This is a genomic window from Leucobacter sp. USCH14 (genome assembly GCF_037619215.1).
Lineage (GTDB): Bacteria > Actinomycetota > Actinomycetes > Actinomycetales > Microbacteriaceae > Leucobacter.
In genome coordinates this window covers 460646-486952 of record NZ_JAQPZP010000001.1, presented here as the reverse complement: position 1 = coordinate 486952, position 26307 = coordinate 460646, and the positions used below count along the sequence as shown (strand labels likewise).

The 26307-nt window shown below is 69.2% G+C and carries 18 protein-coding genes; 11 read left to right on the top strand and 7 right to left on the bottom strand.

Features of this window, described 5'->3' with window-relative positions; all coding sequences use genetic code 11:
- Nucleotides 1–137: 137 nt before the first annotated feature.
- Together PQI23_RS02205 and hutH are read right to left on the bottom strand one after the other, a co-directional pair.
- Entirely contained in the window at nt 138–929 is a 792-nt protein-coding gene (locus PQI23_RS02205; RefSeq protein WP_339971111.1) for an IclR family transcriptional regulator, read from the bottom strand.
- A gap of 35 nt (nt 930–964) precedes the next feature.
- Nucleotides 965–2536 carry a histidine ammonia-lyase gene (gene hutH / locus PQI23_RS02200; protein WP_339971109.1) on the bottom strand — a complete coding sequence of 524 codons (1572 nt, stop codon included), beginning with the start codon at nt 2534–2536 and terminating at the stop codon, nt 965–967.
- A 175-nt stretch (nt 2537–2711) separates the two neighbouring features.
- Between hutH and PQI23_RS02195 the strand changes: the two genes are divergently transcribed.
- Nucleotides 2712–3656 carry an arginase family protein gene (locus tag PQI23_RS02195; protein WP_339971107.1) on the top strand — a complete coding sequence of 315 codons (945 nt, stop codon included), beginning with the start codon at nt 2712–2714 and terminating at the stop codon, nt 3654–3656.
- 101 nt (nt 3657–3757) lie between these two features.
- Nucleotides 3758–5215, top strand: coding sequence for an amino acid permease (locus PQI23_RS02190; protein ID WP_339971106.1), 1458 nt, complete (start codon nt 3758–3760; stop codon nt 5213–5215).
- Here the strand turns inward: PQI23_RS02190 and PQI23_RS02185 are convergent.
- Nucleotides 5212–5889, bottom strand: a complete 678-nt coding sequence (locus PQI23_RS02185) for a uracil-DNA glycosylase (RefSeq protein WP_339971145.1) — start codon at nt 5887–5889, stop codon at nt 5212–5214. The genes PQI23_RS02190 and PQI23_RS02185 overlap by 4 nt on opposite strands.
- A 21-nt stretch (nt 5890–5910) precedes the next feature.
- Entirely contained in the window at nt 5911–6684 is a 774-nt protein-coding gene (locus PQI23_RS02180; RefSeq protein ID WP_339971104.1) for an SDR family oxidoreductase, read from the bottom strand.
- A gap of 188 nt (nt 6685–6872) precedes the next feature.
- Here PQI23_RS02180 and PQI23_RS02175 point away from each other — a divergent pair, with 188 nt between their 5' ends.
- The 3 genes from PQI23_RS02175 to PQI23_RS02165 all read left to right on the top strand — a co-directional run bounded on the left by PQI23_RS02175 (nt 6873) and on the right by PQI23_RS02165 (nt 10211).
- A complete protein-coding gene (locus tag PQI23_RS02175) occupies nt 6873–8198 on the top strand; it encodes a bifunctional o-acetylhomoserine/o-acetylserine sulfhydrylase (protein WP_339971102.1) in 1326 nt (441 codons plus the stop codon).
- 80 nt (nt 8199–8278) lie between these two features.
- On the top strand, nt 8279–9484 hold the full coding sequence (metX, locus tag PQI23_RS02170; RefSeq protein ID WP_339971100.1) for a homoserine O-acetyltransferase MetX: 1206 nt from the start codon (nt 8279–8281) through the stop codon (nt 9482–9484).
- A 142-nt stretch (nt 9485–9626) separates the two neighbouring features.
- A complete protein-coding gene (locus PQI23_RS02165; protein WP_339971098.1) occupies nt 9627–10211 on the top strand; it encodes a hypothetical protein in 585 nt (194 codons plus the stop codon).
- 55 nt (nt 10212–10266) lie between these two features.
- Here PQI23_RS02165 and PQI23_RS02160 read toward each other — a convergent pair whose 3' ends face one another.
- Both PQI23_RS02160 and PQI23_RS02155 read right to left on the bottom strand, forming a co-directional pair.
- Nucleotides 10267–11313, bottom strand: coding sequence for a hemolysin family protein (locus PQI23_RS02160; protein ID WP_339971096.1), 1047 nt, complete (start codon nt 11311–11313; stop codon nt 10267–10269).
- Nucleotides 11310–12638 (bottom strand): hemolysin family protein, encoded by a 1329-nt coding sequence (locus tag PQI23_RS02155; protein ID WP_339971093.1) that lies wholly within the window; start codon nt 12636–12638, stop codon nt 11310–11312. The genes PQI23_RS02160 and PQI23_RS02155 overlap by 4 nt, the downstream gene beginning before the upstream one ends.
- Before the next feature lie 243 nt (nt 12639–12881).
- On the opposite strand from PQI23_RS02155, the gene PQI23_RS02150 reads away from it, so the two are divergent.
- The 3 genes from PQI23_RS02150 to PQI23_RS02140 all read left to right on the top strand — a co-directional run bounded on the left by PQI23_RS02150 (nt 12882) and on the right by PQI23_RS02140 (nt 18365).
- Entirely contained in the window at nt 12882–16568 is a 3687-nt protein-coding gene (locus PQI23_RS02150; protein ID WP_339971092.1) for a multifunctional oxoglutarate decarboxylase/oxoglutarate dehydrogenase thiamine pyrophosphate-binding subunit/dihydrolipoyllysine-residue succinyltransferase subunit, read from the top strand.
- Between the two features lie 2 nt (nt 16569–16570).
- Nucleotides 16571–17266, top strand: a complete 696-nt coding sequence (locus tag PQI23_RS02145; RefSeq protein ID WP_339971090.1) for a GntR family transcriptional regulator — start codon at nt 16571–16573, stop codon at nt 17264–17266.
- A 73-nt stretch (nt 17267–17339) separates the two neighbouring features.
- Nucleotides 17340–18365: an agmatine deiminase family protein gene (locus PQI23_RS02140; protein WP_339971088.1), complete on the top strand. Its 1026-nt coding sequence runs from the start codon at nt 17340–17342 to the stop codon at nt 18363–18365.
- Here PQI23_RS02140 and PQI23_RS02135 read toward each other — a convergent pair.
- A complete protein-coding gene (locus PQI23_RS02135; RefSeq protein WP_339971086.1) occupies nt 18337–19290 on the bottom strand; it encodes a LysR family transcriptional regulator in 954 nt (317 codons plus the stop codon). The genes PQI23_RS02140 and PQI23_RS02135 overlap by 29 nt on opposite strands.
- A gap of 140 nt (nt 19291–19430) precedes the next feature.
- Here PQI23_RS02135 and PQI23_RS02130 point away from each other — a divergent pair, with 140 nt between their 5' ends.
- The 3 genes from PQI23_RS02130 to PQI23_RS02120 all read left to right on the top strand — a co-directional run bounded on the left by PQI23_RS02130 (nt 19431) and on the right by PQI23_RS02120 (nt 26297).
- On the top strand, nt 19431–23015 hold the full coding sequence (locus tag PQI23_RS02130) for a bifunctional proline dehydrogenase/L-glutamate gamma-semialdehyde dehydrogenase (protein WP_339971085.1): 3585 nt from the start codon (nt 19431–19433) through the stop codon (nt 23013–23015).
- 102 nt (nt 23016–23117) lie between these two features.
- The gene (gene putP, locus PQI23_RS02125; protein WP_339971083.1) at nt 23118–24629 is read left to right on the top strand and encodes a sodium/proline symporter PutP; all 1512 of its coding nucleotides are present in this window, start codon (nt 23118–23120) and stop codon (nt 24627–24629) included.
- A 147-nt stretch (nt 24630–24776) separates the two neighbouring features.
- On the top strand, nt 24777–26297 hold the full coding sequence (locus tag PQI23_RS02120) for an aldehyde dehydrogenase (NADP(+)) (protein WP_339971081.1): 1521 nt from the start codon (nt 24777–24779) through the stop codon (nt 26295–26297).
- The last annotated feature ends 10 nt before the right edge of the window (nt 26298–26307 follow it).

The following is a 26307-nucleotide window of genomic DNA, read 5'->3' as shown; positions in this document are numbered from 1 at the left end:
GCCCAATGAGGGCGGTCTGGCCGCCGGATTGGTGTCTCGCACTTGCGTGTGTCACGCAGCAAGATGGCCCGCTGAGGCAGTCCGTCCCGCGTCGATCACGGGCTCGCAGGCCCCTCGCCGAAGTACAGCCACCAAGTTTACACCATGCGCGGAGCGGCACTGCGCCCGTGGATTCTCGAGGAGAGCGTCTTCGCCGCCGTCTGCACCTCGGAGGCGAGCGCAGCGGCGACCTCCGTCTCCACCGCGCCCTGCGGGTACGTCACCGCGATCGCCGCGATGGGCCACCCCCGGTGGTCCAGGACGGGCACCCCGATCGACGATAGCCCGGCGGTGACCGACCCCTCCTCCAGGGCGTACCCGCGCGTGCGCGTCGCGTCGAGCACGCTCCGCAGCCGCGAGTATCGGTCGATCCCGTCGGGGTCGACATGCCGGTGCACGAAGGCCTGCCGATCCGGGAACAGCGCGCGCACCTGCGCCTTCGGAAGAGCGGCGAGGATCGCGCGACCGCTCGCGGTGAGCTGCATCGGAAGCCGCACGTCGACGTCGGTCACGAGCGGCGGAGAACCGGGGGCGCGCTCCTCGACCACGTAGAGCACATCGCGTCCGTGCGGCACCGCCAGATGCCCGCTCAGGCGCACGCGATCGACGAGCGCGGCGAGCAGTGGTCGGCCGATCCTCGCGAGCGGCTCCTGGCGGGCGTAGGCCGAACTCAAGTCGACCGCTGCGATGCCGAGCCCGAAGCGGCGCTCCTCGGGGAGGTGCATCACGAAGCCGTGCTGCTGCAGCGTGTCGAGCAGGTGGTAGACCGTCGAGCGCGGCAGGTCGAGCTTGCTCGCGATCATGCTCGCGGCGAGGGGGCCGCGGGAGCCCGCGAGCAGGCTGAGGATCCGCAGCGTCTGATCCGCCGCCGGAACCTTCGGGGTGCTCACGCTCCGCAGCCTATCCGCTCGCCGTGCGCTTCGGATCAGTCGAGCGGTGCGCCGAGCGCGTCCGCGAGCGCAGCGGTCACCGAGCCGTTCGTGATCAGCTCGTACGCTGCCGTGATCGTCGGAGAGAGGAACGTATCCGTCTCCGGCGCCGGGATGCGGGTGCGGAAGAGTTCGTGCACCGCGGCGGTCGCGGGCGAAGGATCACCGAGACCCTGATCGGCGCGGAAGTCGAGCGCTCGCGTCGAGGCGAGCAGCTCGATCCCGAGCACGCGCGCGAGGCCGTCGATGGCGCGGCGCAGCTTGCGTCCCGCGGCCCACCCCATGGAGACGTGATCCTCCTGCATCGCCGACGACGGGATCGAGTCAACCGATGCGGGCGCGGCCAGGCGCTTGAGCTCGGACACGAGGCCCGCGGCGGTGTACTGGGCGATCATGAGACCGGAGTCCAGGCCCGCATCGGCTGCGAGAAAGGGCGGAAGGCCGTGATTGCGCGCGACATCCAGGAACCGGTCGGTGCGCCGCTCCGAGATGCTCGCGACGTCGGCGACCGCGATGGCCAGGAAGTCGAGCACGTAGCCGACCGGAGCGCCGTGGAAGTTGCCGTTCGATTCGACCCGTCCGTCGGGCAGCACGACCGGGTTGTCGATGGCGGATACCAGCTCGACGCTCGCAACGCGGGCGGCGTGCGCAGCGGTGTCTCGAGCGGCCCCGTGCACCTGCGGAGCGCATCGCAGCGAATACGCATCCTGCACCCGGGTGAACTCGCCCTCGCGCGGCCGCTGCACCAGCTCCGACCCGGCGAGTACGCGCAGCATGTTCGCCGCCGATGCCGCCTGACCGGGGTGCGGGCGGAGCGCGTGCAGATCTGCGGCGAAGACAGCATCCGTGCCGGTGAGCCCCTCGATCGATGCGGCCGCGGCGGCGTCCGCGATCGTCAGCAGGCGCGCCAGGTCGGTGAGGGCGAGACACAGCATGCCCAGCATGCCGTCGGTCCCGTTGATCAGCGCGAGCCCCTCCTTCTCGGCGAGAGTGAGCGGCTCGATGCCGGCTGCGGCGAGCGCCTCGGCGGCGGGCACCCGCGCATCGGGCTCGTCGTCGGTGCGCACCTCGCCCTCACCCATGAGCGTCAGCGCGCAGTGCGCGAGCGGACTGAGATCCCCGGAGCATCCGAGCGAGCCGTACTCGTGGACGACCGGGGTGATGCCGGCATTGAGGATCGCCGCGTAGGCATCGACGACCTCTGCGCGCACGCCCGTTCGGCCGCTCGCGAGCGTGTTGAGACGCAGCAGCATCAGGGCGCGCACGACCTCGCGCTCCACTTCCACCCCGGTGCCCGCGGCGTGGGAGCGGATCAGGCTGCGTTGCAGCTGCTGCCGTTTCTCGACCGGGATCTGCACGTTCGCGAGTGCGCCGAATCCCGTCGAGATGCCGTAGTGCGGGCGGGTGTCGTTCGCCAGATCCTCGATCACGGCGCGACTCGCGACGACCCGCGCGCGGGCCGTCTCTGCGATGAGCACGCGGGCGTCGTCGCGGGCGACCGATACGACGTCGGCGATGGTGAGCGGCGCGTCGCCCAGCACGACGGGAGCGGGGAGTGAAACTGTCATGCCTCGATCCCACCCCATGAGCGACGCGGCGACCAGCGCGTCGCCCGGTCACATGTCCGGGATACCGGACGTGTGACCGATCCGGAATCCCGGACGCTTCGGCCGCTCCGGCGCTGACCCATCCTTCCCGGACCCTGCACACTGGTGGCATCCCAGTCGATCACGAGGAGACGCTATGGCACACGCCCTGTCGCACGATCCGTCCTGGCCGCGCACCGGCGCCTGGCCGTCGCCCGGAGCAGACGAGCGGGTCGATCTCGCGGTGATCGGCGTGCCGACGTCCCGCACCTCGCTGTCGCCGTCACGGGCTCACGAGACGCCCACCGCGGTGCGCGAGGCGCTGCGCCGGTACTCGAGCCACGTCGTCGGCACCGCCCAGCCGGGCACCCGCGGCGACGAGGCCGAGACGGTACTCGACGAGGCGCTCCGCATCGTCGATGCCGGGGACTGCGCCGACCCCGACAGCGAAGCTGGAGAGGAGGCTGCGACCAGGGCCATCGCCGCTCTCGCCGAGCGCGCGGAGCTGGTCGTGGCGCTCGGCGGCGACAACGCGCTCACCGTGCCCGCTGCGCTCGGCATCGCGGGCACCCGGCTCCCGCACGCCGGCCTCATCACCTTCGACGCGCATCACGATCTCCGAGACGGCCGCAGCAACGGGTCGCCGGTGCGACGTCTCGTCGAGGCGGGTCTCGATCCGCGTCGCATCGTGCAGATCGGCATCGCCGACTTCGCGAACTCCCGCACCTACCGACGACGGGCGAAGGAGCTCGGAGTGACGGTGATCCATCGCGACGAGCTGCACCAGCGCGCGCTGCCCGACGTCGTGGCGGAAGCGCTCGACATCGCGGGCGCCGGCGGAGGGCCGGTGCACGTCGACCTCGATGTCGACGTGTGCGACCGCTCGATCGCCCCGGGGTGCCCCGCTTCCCTCCCCGGCGGCCTGCAGGCGCACGAGATTCGTCGCGCGGCGCGACTCCTCGCTGCAGACGCCCGAGTCCGCGGCATCGACATCGCCGAGGTCGACGCCGCCGCCGATGCTCCGGACGGCCGCACGGTGCGGCTCGCGGCCCTGCTCGTCCTCGAGGCCGCCGCAGGCCTCGCGCAACGGCTCGGACGGTAGCCCGCTTCGCCCCTCACCGCAGCCGGACCCGATCCACCGGCTCGGCGCTCTCCGCGCGCCCGATTCACCCGAATCCGTTCGATGACGAAAGGATATTGCCCATGACCACCACCGAATCAGGACTGCGACGCGGCCTCACCGCGCGCCACATCAGATTCATGGCCCTCGGCTCCGCGATCGGCACCGGGCTCTTCATGGGCTCCTCGGGCGCGATCCAGACCGCCGGCCCCGCAGTGCTCATCGCGTACATCATCGGCGGTGCAGCGGTGTTCATGGTGATGCGGGCGCTCGGCGAGATGATCGTGCGCCACCCCGTCTCCGGCTCCTTCGGCCAGTACGCCTCGCGCTACATCCACCCCTTCGCCGGCTTCCTCGTCGGCTGGACGTTCGCCTTCGAGATGTTCCTCGTCGCGGTCTTCGACGCCACCGCGATCGGGGTGTACATGCGGTTCTGGTTCCCCGATGTGTCGCAGTGGGTGTGGGTGCTCGCCGTCGTCTGCTTCATCGCTGCGATCAACCTGCTCGGCGTGCGCGTCTTCGGCGAGCTCGAGTTCTGGTTCGCGCTCGTGAAGATCGTCGCGATCATCGCGCTGATCGTCACGGGCATCGCCGTCATCCTGTTCGGGTTCGGCGTCGCGGGGCACGACCAGATGGGACCTCAGAACCTCGTCGATCACGGCGGATTCATGCCGAACGGCATCTGGGGACTCGTCGCCTCGTTCACCATCGTGATGTTCGCCTTCGGCGGTATCGAGATCATCGGCGTCACCGCTGGAGAAGCGCAGAATCCGAAGCAGGTGCTCCCGAAGGCGATCAACTCGGTGCCGATCCGCATTCTGCTCTTCTACGTGCTGACGCTCGGCGTGATCATGTGCATTCAGCCCTGGGCCGACATCACGGGCGAGACGAGTCCGTTCGTCTCGATCTTCGAATCGATCGGATTCCAGGCGGCCGCGGCCGTCTTCAACGTGATTCTCATCACCGCCGCTCTCTCGGCGATGAATGCCGACATCTTCGGCGCGGGCCGCATGCTGCACGGACTCGCCGAACAGGGCCAGGCTCCTCGGGCGTTCACCCGGACCACTCGGAACGGCGTACCCATCATGACCGTCGCGACGATGATCGTGGGCCTCCTCATCGGCGTCGTGCTCAACTTCCTCTACCCCGATCAGGTGCTGTTCCTGCTCGGCGCACTCGCCACGTTCGCAACCGTGCTGGTGTGGCTCGTGATCCTCACAGCCCACATCCGCATGCGGGCGGAGATCGCTCGAGACCGGCGACTCCCGAGCGAGTTCCCGGTACCGCTCTGGCCGATCGCATCGTGGCTCACGGTCGGCTTCATCGTGTGCGTCATCGTGCTCGTCGGCATCGTGCCCGATTCACGGCCGGCGCTCTGGGTCGGGCTCGTCTGGGTCGCACTCGTGACCGTCTGCTACTTCGCGTGGGTGCGCGGCGAGGGTCGCAGGCCCTATCATCTCGTCGATCAGACGGAGCCCATCGGCGTCGTGCCCGCCGCCGAGCACGACGCGAGCACGAGCGGAGCAGGAGAAGCGCGCTAGAAGAGCGCCGGTCCACTCGCGGGCAGCGACCAGTCGACCGCTTCGGCGCCCTGCTCCTCGAGCGCCGCGTTGGCGCGGCTGAACGGACGGGAGCCGAAGAATCCGCGCGACGCCGACAGGGGTGAGGGATGCGCGCTCTCGATGCACGGCACATCGCCGAGCATCGGCCGCAGCGTCTGCGCCGGTCTCCCCCACAGGATCGCGACGAGCGGCCCGCCTCGCGCCGCGAGCGCCGTGATCGCATGCGCCGTGATCTCCTCCCATCCCCGGCGCTGGTGGGATCCCGCGCTGCCCGCGCGCACCGTGAGCACTCGGTTCAGCAGCACCACCCCGCGGTTCGCCCAGGCCGTCAAGTCCCCGTGCTCCGCCGGTGCGATCCCCAGGTCGTCCGAGAGCTCCCGATAGATGTTCCGGAGGCTCCGAGGGATCGGTCGCACATCGGCCGACGTCGCGAACGACAGCCCGATCGGGTGGCCGGGCGTGGGGTAGGGATCCTGCCCCACGATGAGCACGCGAGCGCCCGCCATCGGCCGTTCGAAGGCCGCGAGCACGCGGTCGCGCGCGGGAAGCACTTCGATGCCCGCCGCGCGCTCCGACTCCACGAATCGCTCGACCGCAGCCAGTCTTTCGGAGACCGGTTCGAGCGCCGCCGCCCAGTCGTCCGCCACGCGCATCGCCGCGCCGGGCCGCGCCACCTACTCCCCCTTCACTGCGAGGTCGCCACGATGCGTATGGAACACACTGGTCTGAGCGACGGGGCGGAGCACGATCAGATCCTGATTCACGTGCGGCGGCTGCTCGAACGCGCCGACCAGCACGCGCGCGACGTCCTCCGCCTGCAGCGGAACCACATCCGCGTATGGTCTGCGCGCGGCTTCGGCGTCGCCGCGGAGACGATTCAGCGTGAACTCCTCCGTGTGCACGAGGCCCGGAGCCAACTCCATGACGCGGATCGGCTCGCCCCCGAGTTCGAGGCGCAGTACGTTCGTGACCGCGTGGGCCGCGTACTTGGCGGCGTTGTATCCTCCGCCTCCCGGGTACGCGGCGTGACCGGCGGTCGAAGTGAGGTTCAGGATCGACGCCCACCCGTGCTGCCGCGCCCCCTCCCTCAGCACCGGCAGCAGCGCAGCGGTCACCGAGCGCAGGCCGATCACGTTCACCTCGAACATGCGACGCCAGTCGTCGTTCGCAGCATGCTCCACCGATTCCGTGCCCCAGGCGCCGCCCGCGTTGTTGACGAGCCCGATGGCGCCCCCGGTCGCAGCGACCTCGGCCGCGAGCCGCTCCACCTGCGCCTCGTCGGTGACATCGCACGCCACGACGTGCGCCCCGGTCTCGGCCGCGAGCGCTTCGAGCCGATCGACCCGTCGAGCGACAGCGACGGTCTTCCACCCCAGTTCCGCGAATCTGCGCACCGTCGCCGCGCCGATCCCCGAGCTCGCCCCCGTCACCACGACACGTCTTTCCATGCGCACCTCTCCCGTTCAGCACTGCCCACCCGAGCCTAGCGATGCCGTACCTCGGGCGACACACGTTACGCAATACGTCTCGCTCCATTGCCGCCGTGCGGGGCGTCTCGTACTCTCGGATCGCACCGCCATTCACTTCGCACCGCCATTCACTTCACCCATCGACACCGACTCATCGAGGAGACACCATGACCGACCAGAGCGCCTGGGGGTTCGAGACCCGCCAGATCCACTCGGGGCAGCAGCCCGACGAGACCGGAGCCCGCGCCGTGCCGATCCACCAGACCACGTCGTTCGTCTTCGACGACACGACTCAGGCGGCGAACCGATTCGCGCTCGCCGAGCTCGGCCCGATCTACACCCGCATCACGAACCCCACGCAGGCGGTCGTCGAAGAGCGGATCGCCGCGCTCGAGGGCGGGAGCGCCGCGCTGCTCCTGTCGAGCGGACAGGCGGCGTCGACCTTCGCCGTGCTGAACATCGCGAACTCCGGCGACCACATCGTCTCGTCGGCGTCGATCTACGGCGGCACGTACAACCTATTCAAGTACTCGCTCGCGAAGCTCGGCATCGAGGTCACCTTCGTGGAGGATCAGGACGACCCCGCCGCATGGCAGCGCGCCGTTCGCCCCAACACCAAGCTGTTCTTCGCCGAGTCGATCGCGAATCCGCGCTCGAACGTGCTCGACATCCGCGCAGTCGCCGACGTCGCGCACGAGAACCGGCTGCCGCTCATCATCGACAACACCGTCGCCAGCCCCTACCTCGTGCGCCCCTTCGAGCACGGCGCCGACATCGTGCTGCACTCCGCCACGAAGTTCCTCGGCGGGCACGGCACGACCCTCGGCGGCGTGATCGTCGACGGCGGCGTCTTCGAGTGGTCGAAGCACGCCGACAAGTTCCCCGGTCTCACCGAGCCCGACCCCTCGTACAACGGCGTCAGCTACACGGGTGCCGTCGGAGATGCGATCGCCTACATCATCAAGGCGCGCGTGCAGCTGCTGCGCGACCTCGGATCCTCGATCGCACCGCTCAGCGCCTGGCTGCTGCTGCAGGGCATCGAGACGCTGTCGCTGCGCGTGGAGCGTCACGTGCAGAACGCGCAGGAGATCGCCGAGTGGCTCGACTCGCACGACGATGTGGCGACGGTGCACTACTCGGGGCTCCCCTCGAGCCCCTGGTACGCGGCGGCGAACCGGTACGCGCCGAAGGGCGTGGGCGCAGTGCTCGCCTTCGAGCTCAAGGGCGGCGTGGACGCGGGCCGCGCCGTCGTCGAGAACGTCGAACTCTTCAGCCACGTGGCGAACATCGGCGACGTGCGCAGCCTGATCATCCACCCCGCCTCGACGACCCACTCGCAGCTCACCCCCGAGCAGCAGCTGACCGCGGGGGTCACCCCGGGTCTCGTCCGTCTCTCGGTGGGTCTCGAGCACATCGACGACATCAAGGCCGACCTCGAGCAGGGGTTCGCGGCAGCGCGGAAGGTGGTCGCCGAGTCGGCGGCGAACGCCTAGCATCGGGCTGAGGGCGCGGGGGCGGACGTGGCGCGTAACATTCGCCCCCGCGCGCGCTCGCCGCGACAGAATAGGTGCTCATGGACTGGCAGACACCCGAGGATTCGTTCCCGACCGATTTCATCACCGACGCGCAACTGCGTGCTCTGATGGGACGGCCGCCGATCTCCGGCGGGTGGCGCGATGGCGATGCTGTGGGTGAGCGATCCTTCCTGTCGATCGGAGAGCTCAGCACCGAGGCCGGCGAGGTGATCCCCCACGTGCGCATCGCGTACGAGACGTTCGGCGAGCTGAACGACCGCCGAGACAACGCCGTCCTCGTCTTCCACGCGCTCACCGGCGACAGCCACCTCGTCGGGCCGGCCGGGGCGGGGCACCCCACGGACGGCTGGTGGTCGGAGATCGTCGGCCCCGGCCGACCGCTCGACACCGACCGCTTCTGCGTCATCGCCCCCAACGTCCTCGGCGGGTGCCAGGGGTCGACCGGGCCCGGCTCGCTCGACCCGTCGGGGCGCGAATGGGGCGGGCGCTTCCCGTACCTCACCATTCGCGACCAGGTCGCGGCGGCCGCTCGTTTCGCCGATGCGCTCGGCATCGAGCGCTTCGAGGCCGTCATCGGCGGTTCGATGGGGGGAATGCACGCCCTCGAGTGGGGCATCGCGCACCGCGAGCGCACTGCGCGGCTCGCGGTGATCGCCGCACCCCCGGTGACCACCGCCGACCAGATCGGCCTGAACCTCGTGCAACTCGAGGCGATCCGATCCGACCCGTTCTACCGCGGCGGCAACTACTACGACGCACCCGACGGGGTGGGCCCGCATCACGGCCTGGCGACCGCACGACGCCTCGCACTGCTCAATTACCGGAGCAACACCGAGCTCGACGCGCGATTCGGCCGCGCCTGGCAGTCCGCGGTGAGTCCGCTCGGCGGCGGGGGCCGCTTCGCCGTCGAGTCCTACCTCGACTTTCACGGGAACAAGTTCACCCGCCGCTTCGATGCGAACAGCTACGTGACGCTCGTCCAGGCGATGAACTCGCATGACGTCGGGCGCGGGCGCGGCGGGGTGCGCGCCGCGCTCTCCACGCTCGAACTCCCCACCCTGGTGCTCGGCATCCCCAGCGACCGCCTGTTCACGCTCGACGGGCAGGACGAGATCGCCCGGCACACACCCGGGAGTCTCGACGGGCAGCGGGCCACGCGCATCGAGTCTCCGTTCGGGCACGATGCGTTTCTCATCGAGTTCGAGCGCGTCGGCTCCCATCTCACCCGGCTGCTCGCCGCCTGACCCCGATTCTCGCGGCTGCTCGCCGCCTGAGCGACCTCGCAGGGGCCACTCGGGGGCCTCCCACCTTCGCGTCGTAGTCTCTCCCAGTAACTTGACCGGCGCGACCGCCGGTTCTCTGCGTCATCGGAAGAGGAGCCTCAGCTTGACTATCGTGCACGCGCGTTCTTCCTGGCGCGCTCTGGGAGTGGTCGCCTCCGTGTCCGCGGTGATCCCGCTGTGCCTCGTCGGATGCGCTCCCGCGGTGGAGAACGACGCCAATGCTGCTGAGCTGCGGGCCGCACCGGATTCGAACCTCATGACGGTTCCCGTCGACCGGACCTACGCCATCACCGAGTTCAATCTGAACGCACCGCTCGGGTCCTCCTCATTGCACGAGGCGCTCGGCGAGCGCATCTCCTCCACCGGCACCATGGTCGTGCGCGACGGGATGATCATGTCGGCCGAGCTCCAGGTGGCGATCGAGGACATGCCGGAGGCCTCGTTCGTCCAGACCAAGCCGACCATGCTGATGCGCGACGATATGGAGGAGACGGTGACGTCCGTGGGCACGCTCTCCGTCGGCGACCTCTCGCAGCCGAACACGAGCGTCGAGCTTCGTCCGACCGAGCTGAGCGAGGATCAGGCGCAGTTCGACGTCACCTTCGCCGTCCCCGACAACCTGCTGGTCTCGAACGCGGGGTGGCCGTTCGACGAGGTCTCGGCGCACCTCGTGCTCACCGCGCAGTAGCGCCCTCGACCGCGCATCGCGCGCCGGGCACGCGGCGATCGTCGGGATCGCCCGCCTACGCGAAGCGCTGGCGTCGCGTCGCGTCGTGAATCTCGCCGACGAGTTCTTCGATCACGTCTTCGAGGAAGACGACGCCGAGCACCGCGCCATCGTCGTCGTGGATGCGGGCGAGGTGGATGCCCCTCCCCTGGAGCCTGGCGAGCACGTCCTCGAGCTCGGTGCCTGCGTGCACCGATTCCATCTCGCGAATGCGCTTGCCCGGAATCGGCTCCGTTACGCGGTCCTCGCCGAGGCGCACCAGGTCCTTGATGTGCACGTAGCCGACGAGTTCGCCCGCCCCGTCCGCAATGGGATACCGGGAGAAGCCGTGCCGCGCTACGGCGGCCTCCACGTCCTCCGGCGTCGACCCCTCCGGGAGCACCACGAGCCGGTCAGACGGCACCAGCAGATCACGAGCCCGCTTCGTCGTGAACTCGAACGCGGCCGTCAGGGCTCCGCTCCGATCCTCGAGCACGCCCTCGCGCGTCGAGTGACTCACGATGCTCGCCACCTCTTCCAGCGTGAAGGTGCTGTTGGTCTCCGACTTCGGCTCGACGCCGAACAGCCGGAGCACTCCGTTGGCGACGGCGTTGAGCGCCGCGATGATGTGCCGGAGCAGGCGCGAGATCGCGACCAGCGGCGGTGCGAGGATCAGTACGGCCCGGTCGGGCATCGAGAACGCGGCGTTCTTCGGCACCATCTCCCCGAACACGACGTGCAGGTAGGAGACTCCGACGAGGGCCAGCACGAACGCGGCGATGGTCACCGCCTCCTCCGGGATCCCCGTCCAGTGGAGCGGCCCCTCGAGCAGGTGATGGATCGCCGGTTCGGAGACGTTGAGGATCAGCAGCGAGCACACCGTGATGCCCAACTGGCTGGTGGCGAGCATCAGCGTCGCGTGCTCCATGGCGTAGAGCGCCGTCTGCGCGCGCTTCGACCCCGCCTCCGCCTTCGGCTCGATCTGCGACCGCCGAGCGGAGATCACCGCGAACTCGGCACCGACGAAGAAGGCGTTGGCCGCGAGCAGCACGACCAGCCAGACGATTCCGACCCAGTCGCTCATGCGCTCGCCTCCCCGGCGTCCGGTCGCGCGGTCGGCGCGCTCGTGTACTGGAGCCGCGCGATCCGGCGTCCGTCCATGCGGACGACGCGGAGCGTTCCGCCGTCGGGCAGCCCGACCTCGTCACCCGCGACGGGGATGCGGCCGAGCTCGTGCAGCACGTACCCGGCCGCCGTGTCGTACGCGTCGTCCTCCGGAATCTCGACGCCGGTCTGCTCGCGCACCTCATCGGGCCGCAGGTCGGCGGGAAAACTCATCTGCTCGGCGGTGCCGACGACGCCCGCGGCGGCGCGATCGTGCTCGTCGGCGACCTCCCCCACGATCTCCTCGACCAGGTCCTCGAGCGTCACGATGCCCGCGGTGCCTCCGTACTCGTCGGCCACGATCGCGAGCTGGAAGCCGCTCGCGCGGAGCTCTTCGAGCAACTGGTCGAGGTGCATCGTCTCCGGCACGCGCACGGCGTCCTCCATGAGCGCGGCCACGGGCACCTCGCTCCGCTTCGCGCGAGGCACGGCGACCGCCTGCTTCACGTGCACCACCCCGACGATGTCATCGCGATCCTCATCGATCACGGGGAAGCGCGAGAAGCCGGTGCGACCCGACAGCTCGAGCACGGCGGTCGCGGGTTCGAGCCGCTGCAGACTCTCGACTCGGAGCCGCGGCGTCATCACATCGCCCGCGGAGAGCTCGGAGAACCGCAGCGTGCGGTCGAGCAGGGTGGCCGTGTCGGCCTCCAGCAGGCCCGCGCTCGCGGAGTGCCGCACGAGCGACGAGAGCTCCTGCGCCGAGCGCGCTCCCGACAGCTCCTCCTGAGGCTCGATGCCGATCGAGCGCAGCACGCCGTTCGCGCTGCCGTTCAGCACCATGACCGCCGGCTTCAGCGTCGTCGTGAACGCGGCCTGCGCCGGCATCACGAGCCGCGCCGTCGCCAGCGGCTTCGAGATCGCGAAGTTCTTCGGCACGAGCTCGCCCACGATCATGGAGAACACCGTCGCGATGGCGACGGCGATCGGAGCACTGATCGCGCGGCGCAGCTCCTGGGGCACTCCCAACGCGCCCAGCGGCCCGTCGAGGAAGGTGCTCAACGCCGGTTCCAGCGTGTACCCGGCGAGCAGCGTGGTGAGTGTGATGCCCAGCTGAGCGCTGGAGAGATGCGTCGATGTGCGCGACAGACCGCGGATGACGCGATCGAGCCCGCGCTCCCCCGTCGCACGACGACGCTCCAGATCCTGGCGATCGAGCGCGACCAGGGAGAACTCGGAGGCGACGAAGATGCCCGTTCCCAGCGTCAGCACGACGCCGATGAGCAGGAGGAGCCAGTCGTTCATCGACGACTCCGGGTGAAGACGATGTGCCGCGCTTCAGCGCGGCAGGTACTCGGAGGGTCCGAAGGTCTTCGAGAGTCAACGTCCATAGCCCTCCGAGATTACCACCAGAACCCGGAATCCGCGCTGAGAGTATTCGCCCGTGCGCGCCGAGATGGGCGTAGGCTTGGTGCCGGTACGGCTCAGGAGCCATTACCTCCGACTACATCAATCTTGCAGGCATTGCACGAACGAGAGGAAGTCGCTTTGGCGGAGCGCACGGAGACCACCGATCAAGCTGGTCCCGCAGGAGATTTCGGCGCGAATGCGTGGCTGGTGGACGAACTCTGGAAGCAGTTCCAAGTCGACAAGAACTCGGTGGATCGGTCCTGGTGGCCCGTGCTCGAGAAGTACGGAGCGGCGCAGACCGGGGCGACGACGCCCGCAGCAGCGACCGGAGGGGCCGCCCCCGCGACGAGCCCGATCACGACGCCGACGCAGCCGGCCCGGACGACGAAGGCGGCGCCGCGCGTCGCACCGATCCCGGCCGACGCACCGAGCACGGCGCGCAGCACCAACGCCGACCAGGACGCGCCGGAGGCCGATCAGGTCACCCCGCTCAAGGGCATGGCGCGCACCCTGTCGAAGAACATGGATCAGAGCCTCACGGTTCCCACTGCGACGAGCGTTCGCACGATCCCTGCCAAACTCCTGATCGACAACCGCATCGTCATCAACAACCACCTGCGCCGCAGCCGCGGCGGCAAGGTGTCGTTCACGCACCTCATCGGCTGGGCGCTGATTCAGACGCTGAAGGACTTCCCGAGCCAGAATGTCAGCTACGCCGAGGTGGACGGCAAGCCGTCGATCGTCACTCCGGCGCACATCGGCCTCGGCATCGCGATCGACGTGCCGAAGCCCGACGGCACGCGCTCCCTGCTCGTGCCCTCGGTGAAGCGGGCCGAGACGCTCAACTTCAACGAGTTCCTCTCCGCCTACGAGGATCTCGTGAAGCGCGCCCGAGACAACAAGCTCGGCGCCGGCGACTTCCAGGGAACGACGATCTCGCTGACCAACCCCGGCGGAATCGGCACCGTCCACTCCGTTCCCCGCCTCATGCAGGGTCAGGGCAGCATCATCGGCGCCGGGGCCCTCGAGTACCCCGCGGAGTTCCAGGGAGCATCTCAGGAGACGCTCAACCGCCTCGGCATCTCGAAGACCATCACGCTCACCAGCACGTACGACCACCGCGTCATCCAGGGCGCCGGTTCGGGCGAGTTCCTCAAGCTGGTGCACGAACGCCTCATCGGCAAGCACGACTTCTACGAGGAGATCTTCGCCGCGCTCCGCATCCCCTACAAGCCGGTGCAGTGGGCGGCCGACATCCACGTCGACGAGTTCGGCGCCGTCGACAAGTCGGCGCGCGTGCAGGAGCTGATCAACTCCTTCCGCGTCCGCGGCCACCTCATGGCCGATGTGGACCCGCTGGAGTACGTGCAGCGCACGCATCCCGATCTGGAGATCGAATCCCACGGGCTCACGTTCTGGGATCTCGACCGGGAGTTCGCGACAGGAGGCATCGGCGGCAAGCGCACCATGCCGCTGCGCGACATCCTCGGCGTGCTCCGCGACTCGTACTGCCGCAAGATCGGCATCGAGTACATGCACATCCAGGATCCGGCGCAGCGTCTGTGGCTCCGCGACCAGCTCGAGGTGCCCTACGCCAAGCCCAGCCACGACGAGCAGATGCGCATCCTCGAGAAGCTCAACGAGGCCGAGGCGTTCGAGACGTTCCTGCAGACCAAGTACGTCGGCCAGAAGCGCTTCAGCCTCGAAGGCGGCGAAACCGTGATCCCGCTGCTCGACGCCATGCTGATCGATGCGGCTGAGGACGGTGTCGACAGCGTCGATGTCGGCATGGCGCACCGCGGCCGCCTGAACGTGCTCTCGAACATCGCCGGCAAGACGTACGGCCAGATCTTCCGCGAATTCGAGGGCGCCCAGGCCCAGAAGGCCGGCTCGGGCGACGTCAAGTACCATCTCGGCACCTCGGGAGTCTTCACCGCGCCGAACGGCACGCAGGTGCCGATCCACCTGGCGGCGAACCCCTCGCATCTCGAGACGGTCGACGGCGTGCTCGAGGGAATCGTGCGCGCCAAGCAGGATCTGAAGCCCATCGGCTCCTTCACGACGCTGCCCATCCTCATCCACGGCGATGCGGCGATGGCCGGCCAGGGCGTCGTGTACGAGACCATGCAGATGTCGCAGCTGCGCGGCTACCGCACCGGCGGCACGATCCACATCATCATCAACAACCAGGTCGGCTTCACGACGCTGCCCCTCGACTCGCGATCGACGCCGTACTCCTCCGACATCGGCAAGGCGGTCCAGGCGCCCATCTTCCACGTGAACGGCGACGACCCGGAATCGGTCGTCCGCGTCGCGAAGCTCGCCTACGAGTTCCGCCAGCGCTTCCACATCGACGTCATCATCGACCTCGTGTGCTACCGCCGGCGCGGGCACAACGAGGGCGACGACCCCTCGATGACGCAGCCGCTCATGACCGACCTCATCGAGGCGAAGCGCTCGACCCGCCGCCTGTACACGGGGGCGCTCGTCGGTCGCGGCGACATCACCGAGGAGGAGTACGAGCGGGCGAAGCAGGACTTCCAGGAGCGTCTGGAGCGGGCGTTCCAGGAGACGCATGCCGCGCAGACCGGTTCGATTCCGGTCATCGACACGAGCGGGATCGCCGAGGTCTCGGAATCCGGCGGGCGCTCGGATCACCAGCTCGAGACGGCGGTGGATCGCACGGTCGTCGAGCGTATCGGCGACGCGCACGCGAACAAGCCCGAGGGCTTCACCGTGCATCAGAAGCTGCAGCAGCTGCTGAACAAGCGCGTCGAGATGAGCCGCGAGGGTGGCATCGACTGGGGCTTCGGCGAGCTGCTGGCGCTCGGGTCGCTCCTGATGGAGGGCACCGCGGTGCGCTTCGCCGGGCAGGACGCCCGCCGCGGCACGTTCGCGCAGCGGCACGCCGTCTTCCACGATCGTTCGAACGGCCAGGAGTGGATTCCGCTACTCAACCTCTCCGAGGAGCAGGCGCGATTCTGGATCTACGACTCGCTGCTCTCCGAGTACGCGGCCCTCGCCTACGAGTACGGCTACTCACTGCAGCGCGAGGACGCCCTCGTGCTCTGGGAGGCGCAGTTCGGCGACTTCGCGAACACGGCGCAGGCCGTGATCGACGAGTACATCGCTGCGGCCGAGCAGAAGTGGGGCCAGCAGTCCTCCGTCGTGATGCTGCTCCCCCACGGGTACGAAGGTCAGGGCCCCGACCACTCGTCCGCCCGCATCGAGCGCTACCTGCAGCTCTGCGCGGAGGACAACATGATCGTGGCTCGCCCCTCGACGCCCGCGAACTACTTCCACCTGCTGCGGCGCCAGGCCTACGCGCGGCCGCGCAAGCCGCTCATCGTGTTCACGCCCAAGTCGATGCTGCGCCTGCGAGGGGCCACGTCGAGGGTCGAGGACTTCACCGAGGGCTCGTTCCAGCCGGTGATCGACGATCCCTCGGTGTCCGATGCCGCACAGGTCGAGCGCGTGCTGCTCGTCTCGGGCAAGGTCTACTACGACCTGCGCACCGCCCTCGAGAAGAACCCCGATCCGCGCGTCTCGGTGGTGCGGGTCGAGCAGTTCTACCCGATTCCCGCGGTGCAGCTCGGGCGAGTGCTCGCGCAGTACCAGGGCGCCGAGATCGTCTGGGTGCAGGACGAGCCGGAGAACCAGGGCGCATGGCCCTTCATCTCGCTCGAACTCTCGAAGAAGCTCGCGAACGACCGCATTCGCGTGGTGTCGCGCCCCGCGTCGGCCGCCCCGTCCACAGGTTCGGCCAAGGTGCACGCGGTGGAGCAGGAGGAGCTCATCGCCCGGGCGCTGCGCTTCGACGAGTAGCGGTGCCCTACTCCGACCGCGTCAATGCGCGCGACGAGCCGCTCGCGCCGGTTCATCGAACGCTGAGCCTGCGCGAGACGGTGCTCGAACGGTTGCGCACCGCCATCATCACGGGCCGCCTCGCCGAGGGCGAGGTGCTCTCCACGCCCGGGCTCGGCGCCAGCCTGGGGGTCTCCGCGACTCCGGTGCGCGAGGCCATGATGGACCTGGTGCGCGAGGGGCTCGTCGAGACTGTGAAGAACAAGGGCTTCCGGGTCACGACGATGAGCGAGACCGACCTCGACGATCTCGCTCAGATCCGCCTCATGCTCGAACCCCCGGCCATGCGCATCGTGGCGGGGCGGATCCCGGAGGAGGATCTTCCCCGCCTCTTCGAGCTGACCGATGCCTGCCTCGCTGCGACGACCGACGACAATCTCGAAGAGTACCTGCGGTTCGACCGCGAGTTCCATGCGCTCGTGCTCCAGTACACCGGCAACGCGCAACTCGTCGAACTGGCGACGTCGCTGCGTCGCCGCACGCGTCTGTACGGAATCGCCACGCTGTCGCGCGAGGGGCGGCTCGCCGGGTCCGCTCGTGAGCACCACGAGCTCGTCGAGCTGCTCGCCTCCGGCGATGGCGAGGGCGCCGAACAGGTGATGCACCGGCACATCTCCCACGCCCGAGCGCTCTGGGCGACGGCGCGCGAGGAATCGTGACCCCGAGAGCCGCTATTGGTCACGCGCCCATTAGACTGGAGCGACGTCCGTTTTCGCACACGAGGGAGTATCGATGACCACCTGGCGCATGCCGATCGAGGGACACGAGCAGGAGCGGCTGTGGCTGGCCTGGCCGACGAGCGGGTACACGCTCGGCGACACCGAGGCGGAGGCCGAGGAGGCACGAACGACCTGGGCCGCCGTCGGGAACGCCGCGAGCGAGCACGAGCCCGTGACGGTCGTCGTGAATCCGGGAGACGAGGCCATCGCGTCGCGCTACCTCTCCTCGCAGATCGACCGGATCACGGCTCCGTTGAACGACGCGTGGATGCGAGACATCGGCCCGAGCTTCGTCATCGGTGACGATGGCCGACTCGGTGCGGTGAACTTCGTCTTCAACGGCTGGGGCGGCCAGGAGTGGGCGCAGTGGAACCACGACCAGCACATCGGGCGCATCGTCGCCGAAGCGGCCGGAGCCCAGCTGATCGACTCCGAGATGACGAACGAGGGAGGCGGCATCCAGGTCGACGGCACGGGTCGCGTCGTCATCACGAAGACCGTTCAGCTCGATCCGGGTCGCAACCCCGGCTGGACTCAGCAGCAGGTCGAAGCCGAGCTCGAGCGCACGATCGGTGCGACGAGCGCGCTCTGGCTGCCCCGCGGCCTCACGCGGGATCACGACACGTTCGGCACCCGCGGCCACTCCGACATCCTCGCCGCCTTCACGAGCCCCGACCTGCTGCTCATGCACCGGCAGGACGCCGAATCGCACCCCGACCACGTCATCGCGCGCACGAACCGCGAGGTCGCCGATCGGTACCGAGAGGACACGTCGGCCGGCTTCGAGATCATCGACCTCCCCGCCCCCGAGACACTGCGGGACGACGAGGGCTACGTCGACTACAGCTACATCAACCACGTCGTCATCAACGGGGCGGTGCTCGCATGCGCGTTCGACGACCCAGCCGACGATCGCGCTCTGGCGATTCTGCGCGAGGCGTACCCGGGGCGCGAGGTGATCGGTCTCGACGCCCGCCCGCTCTTCGCCCGCGGCGGGGGCATCCACTGCATCACGCAGCAGCAGCCGAAGACGAAGTAGCGCCCCACCCCTCCGCTGCCTCGAGCAGCGCGGCCTCCGCTCGAAGCGCTTCGCGCACCGCCACCAGCGCGGGATGCCCTTCGGCGGAGGCGCGGGCGGCGGTGAAGACGGTTCGTTCCGATTCGCCGTCCAGATCGAGCAGGCGCAGCGAGCGCGCCGTTCCGGCGTGCAGCAGGCCGGGAAGCAGCGCCACGGCGTTCCCGGTCTCGATGAGCCGCACCTGCGCCTGCAGGTCGGCAGTCTCGTAGCGGACGTCGGGTTCGAACCCGGCGCTGCGGCAGAGCTGCAGAGCCCAGTGCCGTGACGCCGCGCCCTCGGGTTCGAGTACCCAGGGCAGCGCTGCGGCGTCGGCGAGTTGCTGCACGGCGTCGAATTCCCGGGCCCCGACGCCCGGAGCCGGAAGGCCGAGACGAATGCGGTCGGTGATCAACGGCTGCCGGTCGAGGCCGGAGAAGTGCGTCGCCGCATGCCCCGGGTACTGCTCGGCGATCACGAGGTCGAAGTTGCGGATCCAGGTCTCCTCGAGCCCCGCTTCGGGCTCGTGCTGAACCATCTCGACGCGCAGGCAGGGGTGCGTGTCGCGTAGGCGCCCCAGTACCTGCGGCATGAGGGCGAGCAGCGCGGTCTGGAACACCGCGAGGCGCACCGTGCCGCCGACCTCGGCGTGCGCACGGTGCAAGGCCGCCTCCGCGCGCTCGAGCCCGGCGAGCAGCTCGTGCGTCTCGGCGACCAGCACGTGAGCCGCTGGCGTGAGCTCGAGCGTTCTCCCCGCTCTGCGCAGCAGCGGCACCCCGGCCTCCCGTTCGAGGAGCGCCAACTGCTGCGAGATCGCCGACGGGCTGTAGTTCAACGCCTCTGCCACCGCGGCGACCGTGCCGCGGGCGTCGAGCTCCCACAGCAGTCGCAGACGCTTCATCTCGAGCATGTTCCTCCTTCGGATTCGGCAGTTCTGCTTCACACTATTCCACGCAAACGGTCGCTGTACTTCATGCTTCGGCAGGGACAGACTGAACGAAACGGGAACCCGCATCGATGCGCCCGTTCCGCCCTTCAGAGAGGCCCCGCATGAGCACCGCCCACGACGTCCGCCCGCAAGACCTCGCAGACGAGGCGATCGCGCTCGTACGCCGGTGGCTCGCGGAGGCCGCTTCCGTTCCCGCCGACGCGGCGGCCACGCGCCTCGCGGGCGTGCTGAGCGACCCGAACGGGCTCGACTTCACGGTCGGCTTCGTCGACGGAGTGGTGCGACCCGAAGACCTCGCCGTCGCCGCCAAGCGCTTGCGCGAACTGGTGCCGATGACTCCCTCGTTTCTGCCACCTGCGATGCGCGGCGCCATCGATCTCGGCGGTGCGCTCGCCAGACCGCTCCCGACGGTCGTGGTGCCGATCGCACGGCGCGTGCTGCGACAGCTCGTCAGCCATCTGATCATCGACGCGAGCGATCGGAAGCTGGGGCCGGCCATCGCGAGGATCAAGCGCGACGGCGTGCGGCTCAACATGAACCTGCTCGGCGAGGCCATCCTCGGCCAGGGCGAGGCGGAACGTCGACTGGCGGGCACCCACCGGCTCCTCGCGCGCGATGACATCGACTACGTGTCGATCAAGGTCTCGGCGACCGTCTCCCCGCACAACCACTGGGCGTTCGACGAGGCGGTCGACCACATCGAGCAGCAGCTCCTCCCCCTCTTCGAGCGCGCCGCCCGGGCGACGCCTCAGAAGTTCATCAATCTCGACATGGAGGAGTACAAGGACCTCGACCTCACCCTGGCGGTCTTCACTCGAATGCTCGATCGACCGGAGTTCGCCGACCTCGAAGCGGGCATCGTGCTCCAGGCGTATCTGCCGGACGCGCTGGGCGCCATGATGCATCTCCAGGATTGGGCGGCGAAGCGCGTCGCCCGGGGCGGCGCGCCCATCAAGGTGCGCGTCGTGAAGGGCGCGAACCTGCCCATGGAACTCGTCGACGCCGCGATCCACGGCTGGCCCGCGGCGACCTGGCCGTCGAAACAGGCCTCCGACACGGGCTACAAGGCCGTGCTCGACTACGCGCTCCACCCCGGCCGCGTGCGCAATGTGCGGATCGGCGTCGCAGGCCACAACCTGTTCGACGTCGCCCTGGCCTGGCTCCTCGCGAAGCGGCGCGGTGCAGCGGACGGCGTCGACTTCGAGATGCTGCTCGGCATGGCGGCCGGTCAGGCCGAGGCGGTGCGACGCGACGTGGGGCACCTGCTGCTCTACGTTCCCGTCGTGCACCCAGAGGAGTTCGATGTCGCGATCGCCTACCTCATCCGCCGTCTCGAGGAGGGCGCGAGCACCGAGAACTTCATGTCCGCCGTCTTCGAGTTGCATGATCGCACTGAGCTCTTCGAGCGGGAGCGGGAGCGCTTCCTCGCATCTCTCGCCGAACTCGAGGCGATCACCGCGGATGGAGAGCCGGAGCACTACCGGGTGCCGGCTCCGAACAGAGACCAGGATCGCCGTGCCGGTTCCGGGCTGACGGTTTCCGAGCGCCTCGCCGATCCCGATGTCGCCGCGCGCGTGGCGCAGCGGGGAGCGGCCGGCATCGCAGGCTTCCGCAACACGCCGGACACCGACCCCGACCTGCCGGGCAATCGCGAGTGGGGCCGAGCGATCGCGGGGCGCATGGTGCACTCCGAGCTCGGCACCGCGTCGGTCGCAGGGGCACTCGTCTCGGACGCCGCCCAGCTCGACGCCGCGATCGAACGCGGGCGCGCGGCGTCCACGGGCTGGCAGGCGCTCGGGGCGGACGAGCGCGCGCGGATCCTGCATCGCGCCGGCGAGGCCCTCGAAGCCCGACGCGCCGACCTCCTGGAGGTCATGGGCGCCGAATGCGGCAAGACGCTCGATCAGGGCGACCCCGAGGTCTCGGAGGCGATCGACTTCGCCCACTACTACGCGGCGCTCGGGCAGGAGCTCGAACACGTCGACGGGGCCCGCTTCGTGCCGCAGCGACTCATCGCGGTGATTCCACCGTGGAACTTCCCGGTCGCCATCCCCGCGGGCGGCACCCTGGCCGCGCTCGCCGCCGGATCGAGCGTCATCATCAAGCCCGCGTCGCAGGCTGCGCGATCGGGGGCGGTGATGGTCGAAGCCCTCTGGGAGGCCGGTGTTCCCCGCGACGTCCTGCAGCTCGTGCAGTTCGAGGATCGCGACCTCGCATCGGGGCTCGTCGCCGACCCGCGCATCGACCGCCTGATCCTGACCGGCGCGTACGAGACCGCCGAGACTTTCCGCAGCCTGCGCGAGGACCTCCCGATCCTCGCCGAGACGAGCGGGAAGAACGCGATCATCGTCACTCCCAACGCCGATCTCGACCTCGCCGCGCGAGACGTCGCGCAGTCCGCGTTCGGGCACGCCGGCCAGAAGTGCTCGGCTGCGTCGCTCGTCGTACTCGTGGGCTCCGTCGCCCGCTCCCGAAGATTCCGCGGACAACTGCTCGACGCCGTGCGGTCGCTCCAGATCGGCACGCCCGACGACCTCACGAGCCAGATGGGTCCGCTCATCGCCGCCCCCTCCGGCAAGCTGCTCCGCGGCCTCACGCACCTCGAACCGGGCCAGCACTGGGTGATCGAACCGGAGCCGATCCAATCTGACCACCCGTTGACGACGGACCGCAGCGGCGGCACGAAGCTGTGGGCTCCGGGTATCCGCGCGGGCGTGCATCGCGGCAGCGAGTACCACCTCACCGAGTACTTCGGGCCGATCCTCGGCGTCATGACCGCCGACACCCTCGATGACGCGATCGACATCGTCAACGACATCGAGTACGGATTGACCAGCGGGCTGCACTCGCTCGATCCCGACGAGCTCGCGCGCTGGCTCGATCGGGTCGAGGCCGGCAACCTGTACGTCAATCGCGGCATCACGGGCGCGATCGTGCGCAGGCAGCCCTTCGGCGGCTGGAAGAAGTCGGCCATCGGCGCGGGCACCAAGGCCGGAGGCCCGAGTTACCTCTTCGGTCTCGGCGATTGGGTCGACGCCGAGACGACCGAGGCTCCCCGCGCGCCCCTGCCCGCCGCCGCGCCCCTGCTGACCGCCGCCGAGCAGTCCGGCATGCGCGGCACCGAGCTCGCCTGGCTGCGGGCTGCGCTCGGGTCGGATGCCGCGGCGTGGGAGCAGGAGTTCGGCGCGGATCGGGATGTCTCGGAGGTCGGCGTCGAGCGGAACGTGCTCAGGTACCTCCCGTTCCCGGTCGTGATCCGCGCGACTGCCGATGCGGAGATCGTCGCAGTGCTGCGCGCGGCGGCCGCAGGAATCGGGGCCGGGTCGATCCCGCTGGTGAGCACGCCGCTCGCCCTGCCCGCGCCGATCGCCTCGGCGCTCGAGAGCGCCGGTGCGCGCATCGTCTCCGAGGATGATGCAGCGTGGACGGCTCGGGTGGCCGCGCTCGCCGAGCGCCGCGGACCGGATGCCGGGGCGCGCGTGCGCATCGTGGCCGGAGCTTCGCGCGAGGCGGTCGCCCGCGAGGTCGCGCGGGCCTCCGGCGGCAAGCCCGACATCGCGGTCTACGACGGCCCGGTGGTCACCGCCGGACGGGTCGAGATGCTGCCGCACCTGCGCGAGCAGGCCGTCTCGATCACGGCGCACCGGTTCGGTACGCCCAGTCGTTTCAGCGAGGGGATCCTCTAGGCTCGCACACGTCGCGTACCGCGGGCTCGGCGCGCCCGCATCCCTGCAATCCCTCCCCGAGCGCGGTCATATCCGCGCCCCGATCACAGAAAGGCGACAACGATGTCCGCCCAGTTCTACCTCTACCTCGCTCTGGCGATCTACTTCGCGGCGATGCTGTTCATCGGCTGGCTCGCCTTCAGGCGCACCAGCAGCCACGAGGGCTACATGCTCGCGGGCCGGGGCCTGCCGCCATGGGTGGCCGCACTCTCCGCGGGCGCCTCTGACATGTCGGGATGGCTCATCATGGGTCTTCCCGGCGCCATCTACGCCTCGGGCCTCATCGAGGGGTGGATCGCCATCGGACTCCTGATCGGCTCATACTTCAATTGGCGACTCGTCGCTCCCCGCCTCCGCGCGTACTCCGAGGTCTCGCGCAACTCGATCACGATTCCGAGTTTCTTCGAGAACCGCACGCGCGACCGCTCACGACTCCTGCGCACCATCTCCAGCATCGTCATCCTCGTCTTCTTCACCCTCTACGCCTCATCGGGCATGGTCGCGGGCGGCAAGTACTTCGAGTCGACCTTCGGGGGCGACTACTGGGTCGGCATGCTCCTCGTCACCGTCGTCACGCTCGGCTACACGCTCTTCGGCGGATTCCTCGGCGCCTCGCTCACCGACGTCGTGCAGGGGCTCATGATGGTCGTCGCGCTGATCGTGGTGCCGATCGTGGCGATCTTCACCATCGGCGGATGGGGCGAGGTCTCTGACAACATCACCGCCGGCAGTCTGTCGCTGTTCGGCGACGGCGCTCTGTCGTCGGGAGCCGTCGCGCTCGTCATCGCCTCCGGCCTCGCGTGGGGCCTCGGCTATTTCGGGCAGCCGCACATCATCGTGCGATTCATGGCGCTGCGAACGCCGCAGGAGGCCGCAGCCGCGCGCCGCATCGGAACGAGCTGGCAGTTCGTCTCACTGCTCGGCGCCGTCGCTTCGGGATTGGTCGGAGCGGCCTATTTCGAGAAGTTCGGGAATGCGCCCGCGGATCCCGAGACCGTCGTGCTGCTGATGTCGCAGGTGCTGCTGCACCCGCTCGTCGCGGGCTTCGTGCTCGCCGCGGTGCTGGCCGCCATCATGAGCACACTCTCGAGCCAGCTCATCGTGTGCTCCTCCGCCCTCGTCGAGGATCTCTACCGTCTCGCACGTAAGACCCCGCCGAGCGACAGGTCCCTCATGCTGCTCGGACGAGGCGGTGTGCTCGCCGTCGCCATCGTCGCCGCCCTGCTCGCGATCAGCCCGAACGATTCGGTGCTCGGCCTCGTCAGCTTCGCCTGGGCCGGGTTCGGCGCCGCGTTCGGCCCGCTCGTGCTGCTCAGCCTGTACTGGCGCCGCCTCACGAACTGGGGCGCGCTCGCCGGAATGATCACAGGCTCGGTAGCGGTATTCGTGTGGAAGGCGCTCGACACGGGCCTCTACGAGTTGCTGCCCGGCTTCGTCGCCGCCCTCCTCGCAGCTGTGCTCGTGAGTCTTGCAACGCGACGCTCCGATGCCGAGGCGGCACGAGAGATCGATCGAGAGTTCTCCGACACCATGGAGATGATGCTTCCCGGCAGTCGAGGCGGCGCTCAGAAGTAGCGTTCCGCCCGAATAGACGGGGGCGCGCCTTCGCACCGTGCTCCTGAGTGCGACTGTGCGAAAGCGCGCCGCCCCGTCAGTCGGTGGAGTGAAAGAATGGGTGAAAGTCCCGTCACTGCCGACTCACCGCCACGTAAGGATCGATGCATGACCCACGAAGCGCTTTCTCCCGACCTCGAGGCCGTTGTCGCGCGTGCTGCTGCCGCCGCACCCCACCTCGCCGCGACCACCCCCGAACACCGCGCCCGCGCACTCGTCACCATCGCCGACGCCCTCGAAACCGCAACCCCCGACCTCGTCCAGATCGCACTCAGAGAAACCGGCCTCACCCCCGCCCGCCTCACCGGCGAGATCACCCGCACCGCCCTCCAACTCCGCCTCTTCGCCGACACCATCATCGACGGCAGCCACCTCGACGCCCGCATCGACCACGCCGACCCCGACTTCGCCCTCGGCCCCCGCCCCGACATCCGCCGCACCCACATCCCCCTCGGCCCCGTCATCAACTTCTCCGCCTCCAACTTCCCCTTCGCGTTCTCCGTCATGGGCGGCGACTCCGCAGCGATCCTCGCCGCCGGCTGCCCCCTCATCGTGAAAGCGCACTCCAGCCACCCAGACCTCTCCGACGCCACCGCCGAAATCGCCGCACGCGCACTCGCCCAAGCAGACATGCCCGACGGCACCTTCCAACTCATCCACGGCCGCGAAGCCGGCGTCCAGATCCTGAAAGACCCCCGGATCAAGGCCGGCTCCTTCACCGGCTCCATCCGCGTCGGCCGCCTCCTCGCCGACATCGCCGCGAACCGCCCCGCCCCCATCCCGTTCTACGGCGAACTCGGCAGCGTGAACCCCGTCTTCATCACCGCCGACGCCATCACCGAACGCGCCGACGAGATCGCCACCGGCTACCTCACCAGCGTCACCGGCTCCGCCGGCCAGCTCTGCACCAAACCCGGCTTCGCATTCATCCCCACCGGCAGCCAACTCCCCCAAGCCATCACCCGAAACGCGACCGACGCCCCCGAGCACCGCCTCCTCGACCCCCGCATCGCGCAGTCCTACGACGAGCGCCGCACCACCGTACTGGGCACCGCCGGAGCGCACCCGCTGATCCCCGGAAGCATCCGCTTCGACGACGACGGACAGGGCTGGGCCACCCCCACCATCATCACCATCTGCCTCGACGACTTCCGCACCGGACGCGACGCACTCCTCGAAGAATCCTTCGGCCCGCTCTCCATCCTCGTCGAAGTCCCCGAAGGCACCGACCTCGCAGCACTCATGCCCGAGTTCTACGAAGGCAACCTCTCCGGCACCATCCACCTCAGCGAAGCCGAAGCCACCGGCACCACCGACAACGCCCCCCAGCTGCGCGCCCTCATCAACGCCCTCGCACACCAAGTCGGCCGCGTCCTGTTCAACGGCTGGTCCACCGGCGTCGCCGTCACCCCCGCCCAACAGCACGGCGGACCCTGGCCGGCAACCACCAACGACTCATCCACCTCCGTCGGCACCGCAGCGATCACCCGCTTCCAACGACCCGTCGCCTACCAGAACGCACCCCAAGCACTCCTCCCCGAAGCACTCCAAGACACCAACCCCCTCGGCATCCCCCAACACATCAGCCCCGCCGGCCAATCACACACCTGGGGCACACGCACGAAATAACCACAACACC